The following is a 14,314-nucleotide window of genomic DNA, read 5'->3' as shown; positions in this document are numbered from 1 at the left end:
AACTTAAAATGATTTAGAATGAAATTAAGATTTACATCTATTTTAACATTATTGTTTTTCTTATGCGTCCAATTCTCTTTTGCGCAGGAAAGAACAATTTCAGGAATTGTTTCGGATGGAAGTGGTGTTGTTCCGGGAGTTAACGTGATTGTAAAAGGAACGAAGAATAGCACTCAAACCGATTTTGATGGTAAGTATACAGTAAAAGCAAAGGCGGGAGATGTTTTGGTATTTTCTTACATGGGAATGCAGGATTTTGTAGCAACGGTTGGAAACAGTTCTACTGTAAATGCTAAAATGAAGGAAGATGGTAAGGAATTGGATGAAGTAGTTGTTGTGGCTTATGGTAAAGCAAAAAAAACTTCTTATACAGGATCTGCTACTCAGATTAAATCAGAACAGCTTGAAAATAGACCATTGACTAATGCACTTTCAGCATTAGAAGGAAGTACTTCTGGGGTTCAGATTCAAAGTTCTGCAGGTCAGCCCGGAGCAGCACCAGAAGTAAGAATACGAGGATTCAGTTCAGTTAACGGATCCAATACACCATTGTATATTGTAGATGGAGTTCCTTATGCAGGAGATATAAGTAATTTAAATTCGACTGACATTGAAAGTTTTACAGTTTTAAAAGATGCTTCTTCAACATCTTTATATGGTTCAAAGGCTGCAAATGGAGTAATTATAATTACAACGAAATCAGGAAAGTCACAAAAAGATAAATTCTCACTGAATATGAGTACTGGTATGACTTCCAGATCTATAAAGGATTATAAAAGAGTTGATGCTTATCAATATTATCCTTTAGAATGGGAAGCAATTAGAAACAGTCGCCCAATGGGAGATCAGGCACAAATTGATGCGGCAAATGCTTATGCATCAACAAGAGTTGCACAAGTGTTGGTAACAAATCCGTTTAATGTTCCTGCTAATAGTATAGTGGGTTCAGATGGTAAATTAAACCCTAATGCACAATTATTATATCCTGAGGATTTAAACTGGGAAAAACAATTGGAAAGAGCTGGAGTACGTAAAAATGTAGATTTTTCATATCAGGGAAAATCAGATAGATCAAATTATTTTGCTTCTTTAGGACATCTTAATGAAGAGGGATATATCCGAAATTCAGGTTTTGAAAGAACGACAGGAAGACTAAATTTGAACACAAGTTTAAATGATTGGTTTAAAACCGGCGTGAATATTTCCGGAGCATTAACGAATTCTAAATTAGGAGTTGATGGTGTCGAGAATACAAGTTCGTTCAGCAATCCTTTTATGTCAATGAGAACAATGGGACCAATTTATCCTGTTTTTGATCACACTGCAACTGGGGATTATGTATTAGACATTTCCGGGAACAAAGTATATTCAACTAAAAGAGGATCGGGAGCTGCAAATGGAAGAAATGTGGTATATGAAACATTAAATAATACAGATGTAGTTAAAGGTCTTGCTATTTCTGCGAGAACTTTCTTTGAAGTAAGTTTTTTAAAAGATTTCAAGTTTACTACAAATATTTCGATTGATAAGTCTTACTACAACAGAACATATTCATACAATACTTTAATTGGAGACGGTGCACCGGCTGGATTGATGGGTAAGGATGATAAAATTTTAACAGGTATAACATATAATCAATTGCTTAACTATTCTAAAAAAATAGGAAACCATAATATAACGGCATTAATTGGTCATGAAAGCTTTGATTATGAAAGAGACTGGACAAGTGGAAGTAAAACAGGTCAGGTAGTGCCAGATAATATAGAATTTATAAATTATGCGACAGCAACTGGTTTAACTTCATATACTAGAAATTATGCGACAGAATCGTATTTTTCAAGAGTAGGATACGATTATATGGACAAATATATCTTTTCTGCGTCGTTTCGTAGAGATGGATCTTCAAAATTTGCTAGTAAATGGGGAGATTTTTGGTCATTTGGTGGAGCTTGGGTTATCTCTAAAGAAAATTTCCTTGCGGATAGTTCTTGGATTAATGATTTGAAATTAAGAGCATCAATTGGAGAAGTTGGAAATGATTCTCATATCATAAGTGATCGTAATGATTCGGGTTCTCAAATAAATGGTTTAAATTATTATGTAAGTCAGCCAACTTTTAGTTTAGGTAATGATAATGGTAATGAGGGAGGAATCGTTACTTATGCAGCTGGTGCTCCAGATTTAAAATGGGAAGTAAACACTCAGAAAGATTTAGCTGTAGAATTTGGGTTGTTTAAAAATAGACTTAAAGGAAGCGTAGAGTATTACCATAGAAATACCGATGGACTTATTTTTGCGGTACCAAATCCGTTGTCTTCTGGGTTAGATTATAGAATGGAAAACATTGGCTCTATGTATAATAGAGGTTTCGAGGTTTCATTAGACGGTGTAATTCTTAAAACAAATGATTTCTCATGGAGTTTAAATATTAATGCGTCAACTATTAAAAATGAAATTACAAAATTGCCACAAAAAGAAATTATAGATGGAACTAAAAGATTAACTGTAGGACAATCTATCTATGATTACTGGTTAAGAGATTGGTATGGAGTAGATCCGGCAGATGGGTATGCATTATATGTTGCCGATCCTGAAAAAATGGTTGCCAATGATCCTACAGGACGAGTTGTAAATGGAGTAAATGTAACAACAGATCAAAACAAAGCACTTTATCATTATGCAGGTTCTGCAATACCGGATTTATTTGGAAGTTTTGGAAGTACGTTCAAATACAAAGAACTTCAGTTAAATGTTATGTTCTCTTACCAAATTGGCGGTCAAATGTATGATACAAATTATTCCACTTTAATGCAATCGGGTAATAATTATGGTTCAGCTTTTAGTACAGATATTCTTGATAGATGGCAAAAACCAGGAGATATTACAGATGTTCCTAGATTAGATGTTAATAGAAGTCCACAATCAAATGCTCCTTCAGACAGATGGTTAGTAGGATCTGATTATTTATCGCTGCGACAAATTAATCTTTCGTATAAATTACCTTCTGATTTGATATCGAAATTAATGATTGATAATGCTTCAGTTTACATAAATGGTGAAAACCTTTTATTGTTTACTAAACGTCAGGGAATGGATCCAACTCAAAGTTTTAACGGAACAACTCAAAACAGATACATTCCTTCGAGAGTAATTACGTTAGGTGTTAATTTAAATTTTTAAGAACATGAAATCAATATATATTAAACTGGTATTTTTTGTACTATCGATAGTGATCTTAGGATCCTGTTCAGATGATTTTTTGGATAAAAAGCCAACAGAGTTTGTTGACTATGAGGGTGCAACAAAAACAACCGAAAATTTAATGACTCTTTTAAATGGAATTCACAGATCTTTATATATAAGATATGAAAATCAAAATGAATCTGGTTTAGGGGGATTAATGCAGCAAACTGATTTAGCAGGAGAAGATATAGTTTTTCCAATTACAAATGGTTGGTTTTTACAGGTATATAATTGGAGTGCATTCAATAATGAAAACTCTCAGGATATTCGTTTCGCGTATCGAACGTATTATGAAATTATACGAAATGCAAATACAATCATAAACGCATCCGATGCTGCAATTGGCACGACAGCTGATAAAAATATTGTGAAAGGACAAGCTTTACTGTATCGTGCATTTTGTCATTTTCAATTGGTGCAATTGTATGGTAAAAGATATGTAAACGGCGAAACAAATTCCCAATTGGGAGTTCCGATTATTTTAACTGTTGGGAATGATAATTTTCCACGTTCTACAGTTGAAGAAGTATATGCCCAAATTAATAAAGATTTAGATGAAGCCAATGTTTTATTAGTTGGCTTTTCAAAAGAAAATAACTCACATTTAGACTTAAAGGTAGGGCAAGGTCTAAAAGCAAGAGTGGCTTTGACACAAGGAAACTGGGCAATAGCAGCAGATTATGCTAATAAAGCAAGAACTGGAAAAACGTTAATGGCCGCGACAGATTATGTTACAGGTTTTAATGACTACAATAATAAAGAATGGATGTGGGGAAGTCATATTAACGAAGTACAAACGCAATATTTTGGGAATTTTGGAGCCTATATGTCGAGAAATTTTAGCTCAACAGTAATACGTTCTTGTCCTAAAGCAATTAGCAGTAAGCTGTATGCTATGATTCCTGTTACAGATGTACGTTCGAATATCTTTAGTAAAGATGGTACTCATCCAAATCTTGGACTTTCAGATGATTTTGCAAAATTTCCGTATACAAGTCAAAAATTCTTAGCTGCTGGTACAGGCGACAGTAGATGTGATGTGCCTTATATGCGTGCAGCCGAAATGTATTTGATAGAAGCTGAGGCAAAAGCGAGATTAGGACAAGCCAATGCAGCTCAGATACTTTTTGATTTAGAAAAAAGTAGAAATCCGGAGTATACTTTATCGACTAATACGGGACAAGCTTTAGTTGATGAAATCTTAATTCAAAGACGAATAGAGTTATGGGGAGAAGGATTTAGATTTTTTGACTTAAAAAGAACAAATGTTGCTTTAGACAGAACAGGAGCAAATCATGATTCAGGAATTACAAACGGTGTGATGAATGTACAGCCAACTGATAAAAGATGGCAATGGTTAATTCCAAGAGCTGAAATTAATGCAAATCCTTTAATAGTTCAAAATGAACTATAACCACTCTTTATAATTTCATATTAGACTGCCCAATATTTTGGGCAGTTTTTTTTTATTCAGCATTAAAAAACTTCTCAATACTAACAATTTGTTTTTTTTCGTTTATACGTTTTTATCTTTTACCTTTGTCAACAAAATTTGCCGAAATAATTTTATATAACGCTATCAAATGAGAATATTCATTTTTTTATATCTATTAATTATACCAACCTTATTGTTTTCTCAAGAAAAAACTACTACTAAAAAAAGTAGTTTAGATATGAATACACAATATTCTAGTATAACCGACACTGTTAAAAAGAAAAAGTCGATAGTAGCTAAGATAGATCAGTATAAAATTATTACGCTGGAACATGATACTACTTATGTAGATACATCGCTGACAATAAAAAGTGCCTACAAACAAAATCATCTTAGAAAAGATCTTTTTGGACTTTTAGAATTTTCGAATATTGGTCTGCCATTGAATACTTTACAATACAGTTTAACGAGTTTTTCTCCGTATCCGGAAATTGGTTTTAATGCAAAACACTATAATTATATACAAGCAGATGAGATAAGATATTACTCAGCTCCAACACCTTTTACTGAACTGTTTTTTAATACAACAATCAACAAAGGACAAAATGTAGATTCGTTTATTACGCTGAATACATCAAAAAACCTGAATTTTTCTATTGCTTATAGAGGGTTGCGTTCAGAAGGAGATTACATAAATCAGTTAGTGAGTTCTGGAAGTTTTAGATTTACTACAAGTTACGCAACAACCAGCAGGCGATATGCAATTAATCTGCATTATACCTATCAGGATAATATGAACGAAGAAAATGGCGGTATTACGACACCGGCAGATTTCGAAAGTAACGATCCGGATTTTAAAAACCGTCAGCGTTTGCAGGTTTATCTAACAGATGCAGAATCATTATTGAAAGGAAGACGTTTGTTTTTTGATCATGCTTTTAGAATAAATCCTAAAAATGGTGACAATAATTTATACATAAATCATCAATTCAACTACGAAAACAAATCGTACGAATACAAGCAGCCAACGGTTCTTTCAGCAGTTGATGGAATATCAACTCCGGTAAGACGTTTTGGACAGTCGTATGTAACAAGCAATATAAACGATCAAACCCATTTTGAGAGATTGTATAATAAAGTAGGAGTAGCTTATGAAAATTCTCTTTTAGGAAAATTTAATTTCTTTGTAGATGATTATAGATCAAACTATAAGTACAATAGAATTCTAATAGACGCTTCGGGAAATGTTATTCCTGATAATTTATTTCTGCAGATTAATAATTTTGGAGGACAGTTTGAATATCAAAAAAACAAATGGAACGGACGATTTTTGTACACACGTTCTATTACAAACCAGTCTTTATCTGATTTAGATGCAAAATTGCGTTATGACTTAAACGATAAAATTCAGTTTGATTTTAGATATAGAAATATTAATAAACTGCCAAACAATAATTATAATTTATACCAAAGCAGTTACGTAGAATATAATTGGTCAAACAATTTTAAAAACGAAAAGATTAATTTATTAGGAGCTGTTATATCTACTCCTTGGGTAAATGCAGAAGTACAATATACCGTGTTAAATGATCATTTGTATTTTGCAGATAAATCAACACCAGCAGAAGCTGCACTGCGAACACAAATTATAAAGCCGGCGCAATACGGAAATGCAATAAATTATTTAGAGATTAAGGCAAATAGAGAATTTAAATTCGGAAAATTTGCATTAGATAATACTTTATTATATCAAAAAGTAGATCAGTCAGATTTGATTTTAAATGTTCCTGATTTTGTAACCAGAAACACATTTTACTATACAAACTATTTTTTCAAAAAAGCATTATACGCTCAAGGAGGAGTTGTGTTTAATTACTTTACTAAATATTATGGTAATGGTTACAACCCGGTTATTGGAGAGTTTTTTGTTCAGAACACAAAAGAAATTGGAAATTATGCCACTTTTGATGTTTTTGTAAATGCAAGAATACGTCAAACACGTTTCTATTTAAAAGCAGAACATATAAACGCTTTATTTTCAAGCAGCAATTATTATTCAGCGCCTAATAATCCGTATCGTGATTTCGTGATCAGATTTGGTTTAGTTTGGAATTTCTTCCAATAAAAACCAGATACAATTTATCTTAATACCACATAAAACTTAAATAAAAATGGACTTTTCAAATAACATTTTAGAAACAATTGGTAATACACCATTGGTAAAACTCAACAAAATTGTTGCTGAAATTGATGCGTTAGTATTAGCAAAAGTCGAAACATTTAATCCGGGAAATTCTGTAAAAGACAGAATGGCCGTGAAAATGATTGAAGATGCAGAAGCTGACGGCAGACTTAAACCTGGAGGAACTATAATTGAAGGAACTTCGGGAAATACCGGAATGGGATTGGCACTTGTTGCGATTGTAAAAGGTTACAAATTGATTTGTGTAATCTCAGACAAACAGTCTAAAGAAAAAATGGATATTCTTCGTGCTGTTGGAGCAAAAGTTGTTGTTTGCCCTACAGATGTTGAACCTACAGATCCTCGTTCGTATTATTCAGTTTCAAAGCGTTTAGCTGAAGAAACACCAAATTCATGGTATGTAAACCAGTACGATAATATGTCAAATTCGTTGGCACATTACGAGCAGACAGGGCCAGAAATATGGAAACAAACCGAAGGTAAAATCACGCACTTTGTTGTGGGAGTTGGAACTGGAGGAACCATTTCGGGAGTTGGAAAATACTTGAAAGAGAAAAATCCAAATATTAAAATTTGGGGAATTGATACTTATGGATCAGTTTTTAAAAAGTATCATGAAACAGGAATCTTTGACGAAAACGAAATTTACTCGTATATAACTGAAGGGATTGGAGAAGACATTCTGCCAAAAAATGTTGACTTTTCTTTAATTGACGGATTTACCAAAGTAACCGATAAAGATGCAGCAGTTTACACCAGAAAGATTGCTCTTGAAGAAGCTATTTTTGTTGGTAACTCAGCAGGAGCTTGTATAAAAGGGTTACTTCAGTTAAAAGAACATTTTAAACCAGATGATGTTGTTGTAGTTTTATTTCACGATTCTGGAAGCCGTTACGTAGGTAAAATGTTTAATGATGACTGGATGCGTGAGCGCGGATTTCTGGAAGAAAACGTGACTAAAGCTGAAGACGTTATCAAAGATCATATCGACAAAGAATTGATTGTGGTACGTACAGAGGAATTAGTATCGCATGCAATTGAAAGAATGCGTAAATATAAAATCTCGCAAATTCCTGTTGTTGATATAAACGGTTTTGTAGGTTCTGTTGACGAAACAGATCTATTTAGAAGTTACGTTGCAGATAAAAATGTAGCCGAAAAACCTATTAAAGAAGTAATGGGAAAACCTTTTCCAATCGTAAAATTAGGAACACCAATCGAAGAAGTATCAAAACTTTTTAGCAAAGAAAATGATGCTGTTTTGGTTGATCTAGGAAACGGAAATCACCATATTATTACCAAATATGATATTATTGGTTCTATAAAATAAGAACCTGTGAATAAATTCTATCCATAAATCTGATTGTTTTGCAATTAGGTTTATGGATTTTTTATCTTTTTAAAATACTTAAAATGAATTTTACAGCTATAGATTTTGAAACGGCAACGGGTTATCATCCTTGTTCTGTGGGGATCGTTACAGTACAAAACGGAATTATTGTAGATGAGTTCGTTACTTTAATAAAACCGCCAAAAAATGAGTACAATCCGTTTACGATTCGGGTACATGGCATTTATCCAAAAGATACTGTAAACTCAAAATCATTTGCACAGGTTTATCCCGAAATTGAAAAGAGACTTAAAAACAGAGTGGTAGTGGCGCACAACGAAAGTTTTGATCGTAATGTTTTAATGAAATCAATGTTACTGTATGGTTTAAATTATGAAGATTTAAATATTGCTCCAAAATGGGAATGCACTGTGAAAATTTATAAGGCAAAAGGATTAAAGCCAACCAAACTAAGCGATTGCTGTCGTGAAATGAATATACAATTAAATCATCACGAAGCACTTTCGGATGCAAGAGCTTGTGCTAAATTATATATGCTTCGTTAAATATTATTTATTTTGTAAGAATAATATTAAAATTTAGTATTTTTAGATTTTTGTTTTACACTATAAAATCTAAAAATGAGAGAAGACTTTCTTCATTATCTCTGGAAGTTCAAGAAGTTTGACACCTTGAATTTAAAAACTGCTCAAAATGAAGCAGTAACAATTATAAAAACAGGAGACTATTTAGAACTTTCCGGGCCTGATTTTTTTAATGCCCAAATAGAAATTGGAAATCAAAAATGGGCAGGAAATGTTGAAATTCATTTAAAATCTTCAGATTGGTATTTGCACAATCATGAAAAAGATCCCGCTTATGTAAACGTAATTCTGCACGTTGTCTGGGAGAATGATACGGCAATTTTTAGAGAAGATAATACCGAAATTCCGGTCTTGGTTCTTAAAGATTACGTCGCTTGGGAAATAATTGAAAATTACAATGCGCTGATTTCTCCAAAAACCTGGATTTCCTGCGAAAGGCAAATAAAGGAAATCGATGCTTTTGTTTTTAAAAACTGGCAGGAAAGATTGTTTTTTGAACGTTTAGAACGCAAATCGAAATTTGTTTTTCAATTACTGGAAGAGACCAATCAAGATTGGGAAGCTGTCTTATTTTGCTTATTGGCAAAGAATTTTGGTTTAAATACAAATGGGCCGGCTTTTCTGCAAATGTCAAAATCAATTCCTTTTTCGGTTATTAGAAAAGAAAGTTTCGAAGTCGAAAATCTCGAAGCATTGCTTTTTGGAACTTTAGGTTTGTTAGATGAAGAAAAAGAAGACGTTTATTTTAAGGATTTAAAGTTTCGATACTTTTATCTGCTTCATAAATATCAATTAGAGAAAACATTTAGTAATGCGGTTCAGTTTTTTAAGCACCGTCCAGACAATTTCCCAACGATTCGGCTTTCACAATTAGCTAATTTATACAACCTTAATCAAAACTTGTTCTCCAAAGTAATTGACCTAAAATCAGTTTCAGAAGTTTATAGGCTATTAAATGCTTCCGTAAGTTCCTATTGGAAGAATCATTATCAGTTCGATAAAGTAAGCCCGCAGAAAGCCAAAATTGTGTCAAAATCATTTCAGGATTTGATAATCATCAATACTATAATTCCAATTCAGTTTGCGTATGCAGTTGTAAGAGGAGAATCTATTTCGGAGGATTTAATTGAGTTTATGAATCAGATTGCACCAGAAAAGAATGCGATTATAGAGAAGTTTAATTTTTTTGGAATCAAATCTAAAAACGCTTTTGAAACACAGACTTTGCTAGAACTAAAAAATGAATATTGCAATCACAAAAGCTGTTTGAAATGCGCAGTGGGAATGGAGCTTCTTAAAAATAATTAGAGAATTAGAAAATGGGGTAATAAGATAATTTGTATTTTTGTAATCCTGAGCAATGCGTAAGGAATCTAAAATCTAAATTCTAAAATAAAACATGTCAGCTATCTTAAAACTCAAATTCTTTTTCGAAAAATACGGTTTTCACGTTTCGTCAAGACTGGCAGATAAACTAGGAATGCGTGTAACGAGTGTCAGGTTGTTTTTTATCTACATTTCGTTTGTCACGGCAGGGTTAGGATTTGGAGTTTACCTGACTTTGGCTTTTTGGATTCGTCTAAAAGATTTAATTCGGGCAAAAAGAACCTCTGTTTTTGATTTATAATCTAAAAAACTAAACATAAAAAAAGGATCATAATTAAATTATGATCCTTTTGTGTTTTTATAATGTTTGGAAATTATTTGTCCGGATTGTTTAATTTACTGTTTTTCTTACCGTAAACAAAGTAAATAACAATACCTAATGCCATCCATACAACAAGTCTCGCCCAGCTCTCGTTTGGTAACGCATACATTAAAGCCAAACAAATTAAAACTCCTGCAATTGGTACAAACGGAACCAAAGGAGTTCTGAAAGCTCTTGGTGCATCTGGCATTCTTTTACGCATAACCATAACACCTATACATACTAATACGAACGCTAATAAAGTACCAATACTTACCATATGTCCTAAATCACTTACTGGTACAAGACCTGCAAATAAACTTACGAATACTAAAAAGAAAACGTTAGTTTTCCAAGGTGTACGGAATTTTGAGTGGATTTCGCTAAAGAAAGGAGGTAATAAACCATCTTTACTCATAGTATAGAAAACACGGCTTTGTCCCATAAGCATTACTAATATTACAGAAGTATAACCTGCAAGAATTGCAATAATTAAACCTGTTTGTAAAAAGTCATATCCAGTTACGGCAAATGCAGTAGCAGCTGGTTTAGCATCGCCTGCAAATTTATAATAAGGTACAAGTCCTGTCATAACGTGAGAGAACAATACATATAACAGCGTACAGATAATTAATGAACCTAAAATACCAATTGGCATTCCTTTTTGTGGGTTTTTAGCTTCTTGTGCAGCTGTAGAGACAGCGTCAAAACCAATGAAAGCAAAAAATACAGTTCCAGCTCCGGCAGCAATTCCAGACCATCCAAATTTTCCAAAAACTCCAGTGTTTTCAGGAATGTAAGGTACATAGTTAGTTGGGTCAATAAATTTCCATCCTAATACGATAAAGATAATTACAACAGCTACTTTTACTACAACTAATATATTGTTGATAGTGGCAGATTCTTTTGTACCTTTTATTAATAGTAATGAAAGTAGTGAAACGATAAAGATTGCCGGTAAATTAACAATTCCTCCTTCTACAACGGTACCATTACTTAAAGTTAAAGTTTCCCAGGGAGAACAAATTAAATCTGGCGGCAAATGAATATTGAATTTTGCAAGTAATTCAAGAAGGTACCGTGACCAGCTCACACCAACGGTTGCGGCCCCTAAAGCATATTCTAAAACTAAATCCCAACCAATAATCCAAGCCATAAATTCTCCCATAGTGGCATAAGAATAAGTGTAGGCACTTCCGGCAACAGGTATCATTGAAGCAAATTCAGCATAACAGAGTCCCGCAAATGCGCAGCCTACTGCAGCTAAAACAAAAGAAATTGTAACGGCTGGACCTGCGTGATCAGCAGCAGCAATTCCTGTTAGCGAAAATAGTCCCGCTCCAATAATTGCTCCAACTCCAAGTGCAACAAGCGAACGTGAAGATAAGGTTCTTTTTAGTCCTTTCTCAGATTCGGATGCTTCACCAAGCAATACCGAAAGAGGTTTAGTTTTCCAAATTGACATACTATAATATTGGTTTATTTGTTATTAAGCTCCAAATGTATTGTTTTTTGTAAAAAATAAAAACAATTATCATATTTTAAGTTATAAAATATTTAATTTTTTGAAGAAACCTAAATTATACATTCTTTGTATGCTGAGATTCATCAATTTAATTGGAGGAAAGCTGCAGTATGTGTATTTATCAATAAAATTCATTTTTTACTACTATTCTTGTTAAATTTATTTATTTTTTCTTATTTTCGAGTTTTTTATACGATTTATAATTTTATTAAAAATGAATTTTAAGGCTCTTAATAAGTATTTTAGGTTTACAAATCAGCAGCGTACGGGACTTTTTTTGCTTTTTGTTATAATAATTGTGTTACAGTTGGTTTATTTCTTTGTTGATTTTTCACAGCCAGAAAAAAACTTTCCAGAAGAACGAGAATGGCTGTCATTGCAAACAGAAATTGATGAGGCCAAACAAGAAAAATTTAATGAAAGACAAAAGGTATATACTTTTAATCCTAACTTTATTTCAGATTATAAAGGATATAAACTCGGAATGTCTGTTCAGGAAATTGACCGCTTATTGGCTTTTCGAAAAGAAAATAAATATGTAAACTCAGCGGAGGAGTTTCAAAATGTAACTCAAATTTCTGATTCTTTATTAAAAGTGATTTCTCCATTATTTAAATTTCCGGATTGGACGAAGCAGAAAAAGAATGATTTTAAAACAGAGAAAAACGAATATGTTCAAAAAACATTCTCTGCTAAACCAAAAATTGTGATTACCGATATTAATTTGGCTGCCCAGGAAGATTTGATAAAAATATATGGTATTGGTGAAGCTTTGTCTGCAAGAATATTAAAACAAAAAGAAATATTAGGAGGTTTTGTTTCGATGGAACAGCTAGAAGATGTTTGGGGGCTCTCGCCCGAGGTAATAGTCGAATTAAATAGTCATTTTAAAGCTGTCATTCCTTCAAATTTTAAAAGAATAGCGATAAACGACGCTTCTCTAAAAGAATTATCGCAGTTTCCATATTTTAAATATTCTCTTGCAAAACAAATTATAACTTACAGAAGTATGAACGGAAATTTTAATAATATTGAGGATTTGTCAAAAATTAAAGGTTTTCCTGTTGAAAAAGCAAAAATAATTAGTTTATATTTGGAGTTCTAAAAAAATACTAAACAATGAACTTTGATTATAATGAAACGCAGTTAATGATTGTACAGTCTATAAAAGACTTTGCAGAAAAAAATATAAGACCTTATATAATGGAGTGGGATGAGGCACAAATTTTTCCTGTCGACTTGTTTAAAAAACTGGGAGAAATGGGATTTATGGGTGTTTTAGTGCCGGAAGAATACGGAGGATCTGGATTGGGCTATCATGAATACATTACAGTAATTGAGGAAATATCAAAAGTAGATCCTTCGATTGGTTTATCTGTGGCGGCTCATAATTCGCTTTGTACCAATCATATTTTGACTTTTGGTAATGAAGAACAAAAAAGAAAATTTTTGCCCAAATTAGCAACTGCCGAACATATTGGAGCTTGGGGTTTAACAGAACACAATACAGGTTCTGATGCCGGAGGAATGAATACGACAGCTGTTAAAGATGGAGAATTTTGGGTTATTAATGGAGCTAAAAATTTTATTACACATGCAATATCAGGTGATGTTGCAGTTGTAATTGTTCGTACTGGAGAGAAAGGAGATTCTAAAGGAATGACAGCTTTTGTATTAGAAAAAGGAATGGCTGGATTTTCTTCGGGTAAAAAAGAAAACAAATTAGGAATGCGTGCAAGTGAAACCGCAGAATTGGTTTTTGATAATTGCCGTGTCCCTGATGCAAATAGATTAGGTGAAGTTGGGCAGGGATTTGTTCAGGCAATGAAAATTCTGGATGGAGGTCGAATCTCAATTGGAGCATTATCATTAGGGATTTCAAAGGGAGCTTATGAAGCAGCCTTGAAATATTCAAAAGAAAGATATCAGTTTGGTCAGCCAATTAGTAATTTCCAGGGAATTTCATTTAAGCTGGCAGATATGGCTACAGAAATTGAGGCATCGGAATTACTTTTGCATAAAGCTGCTTATTTAAAACAGCAGCATAAACCAGTAACAACATCTGGCGCAATGGCTAAAATGTATGCTTCTGAAGCTTGTGTAAAAATAGCAAACGAGGCAGTTCAAATTCATGGAGGATACGGTTATACCAAAGATTTTCCGGTAGAAAAATTCTATAGAGATTCAAAATTATGTACTATAGGAGAAGGAACAACTGAAATTCAAAAAGTGGTTATCTCAAGAAATTTATTGAAAGAATAGATTTTAGTGTAAAAATAATTCACA

The 14,314-nt window shown here is 32.9% G+C and carries 10 protein-coding genes; 9 read left to right on the top strand and 1 reads right to left on the bottom strand.

Going from position 1 to position 14,314, the window contains the following annotated elements; translation table 11 throughout:
• The first annotated feature begins 18 nt into the window (after positions 1 to 18).
• From AC1RRQ_RS03790 to AC1RRQ_RS03760, 7 genes are all read left to right on the top strand, one after another.
• The gene (locus AC1RRQ_RS03790; RefSeq protein WP_493021564.1) at positions 19 to 3,180 is read left to right on the top strand and encodes a SusC/RagA family TonB-linked outer membrane protein; all 3,162 of its coding nucleotides are present in this window, start codon (positions 19 to 21) and stop codon (positions 3,178 to 3,180) included.
• Positions 3,181 to 3,184: 4 nt separating this feature from the next.
• Positions 3,185 to 4,657, top strand: coding sequence for a RagB/SusD family nutrient uptake outer membrane protein (locus AC1RRQ_RS03785; protein WP_493021562.1), 1,473 nt, complete (start codon positions 3,185 to 3,187; stop codon positions 4,655 to 4,657).
• A gap of 169 nt (positions 4,658 to 4,826) precedes the next feature.
• On the top strand, positions 4,827 to 6,803 hold the full coding sequence (locus AC1RRQ_RS03780; protein ID WP_493021560.1) for a putative porin: 1,977 nt from the start codon (positions 4,827 to 4,829) through the stop codon (positions 6,801 to 6,803).
• Between the two features lie 46 nt (positions 6,804 to 6,849).
• Complete coding sequence (locus tag AC1RRQ_RS03775) at positions 6,850 to 8,211, top strand: pyridoxal-phosphate dependent enzyme (RefSeq protein ID WP_493021558.1); 1,362 nt, start codon at positions 6,850 to 6,852, stop codon at positions 8,209 to 8,211.
• 83 nt (positions 8,212 to 8,294) lie between these two features.
• The gene (locus tag AC1RRQ_RS03770) at positions 8,295 to 8,777 is read left to right on the top strand and encodes a 3'-5' exonuclease (protein ID WP_493021554.1); all 483 of its coding nucleotides are present in this window, start codon (positions 8,295 to 8,297) and stop codon (positions 8,775 to 8,777) included.
• Between the two features lie 75 nt (positions 8,778 to 8,852).
• Entirely contained in the window at positions 8,853 to 10,124 is a 1,272-nt protein-coding gene (locus tag AC1RRQ_RS03765; RefSeq protein WP_493021553.1) for a DUF2851 family protein, read from the top strand.
• A 91-nt stretch (positions 10,125 to 10,215) separates the two neighbouring features.
• Complete coding sequence (locus AC1RRQ_RS03760; RefSeq protein WP_007810860.1) at positions 10,216 to 10,443, top strand: PspC family transcriptional regulator; 228 nt, start codon at positions 10,216 to 10,218, stop codon at positions 10,441 to 10,443.
• A gap of 73 nt (positions 10,444 to 10,516) precedes the next feature.
• Here AC1RRQ_RS03760 and AC1RRQ_RS03755 read toward each other — a convergent pair whose 3' ends face one another.
• On the bottom strand, positions 10,517 to 11,968 hold the full coding sequence (locus AC1RRQ_RS03755) for an amino acid permease (protein ID WP_493021552.1): 1,452 nt from the start codon (positions 11,966 to 11,968) through the stop codon (positions 10,517 to 10,519).
• Between the two features lie 274 nt (positions 11,969 to 12,242).
• Here AC1RRQ_RS03755 and AC1RRQ_RS03750 point away from each other — a divergent pair, with 274 nt between their 5' ends.
• Together AC1RRQ_RS03750 and AC1RRQ_RS03745 are read left to right on the top strand one after the other, a co-directional pair.
• On the top strand, positions 12,243 to 13,133 hold the full coding sequence (locus tag AC1RRQ_RS03750) for a ComEA family DNA-binding protein (protein ID WP_493021551.1): 891 nt from the start codon (positions 12,243 to 12,245) through the stop codon (positions 13,131 to 13,133).
• Positions 13,134 to 13,147: 14 nt separating this feature from the next.
• The gene (locus tag AC1RRQ_RS03745; RefSeq protein WP_493021550.1) at positions 13,148 to 14,290 is read left to right on the top strand and encodes an acyl-CoA dehydrogenase family protein; all 1,143 of its coding nucleotides are present in this window, start codon (positions 13,148 to 13,150) and stop codon (positions 14,288 to 14,290) included.
• Positions 14,291 to 14,314: the final 24 nt, after the last annotated feature.

Source organism: Flavobacterium sp. GW821-FHT12A05 (assembly GCF_058807735.1).
Note: the sequence above shows the minus strand (reverse complement) of the source record. Positions and strands in the feature narration are given on the sequence as shown.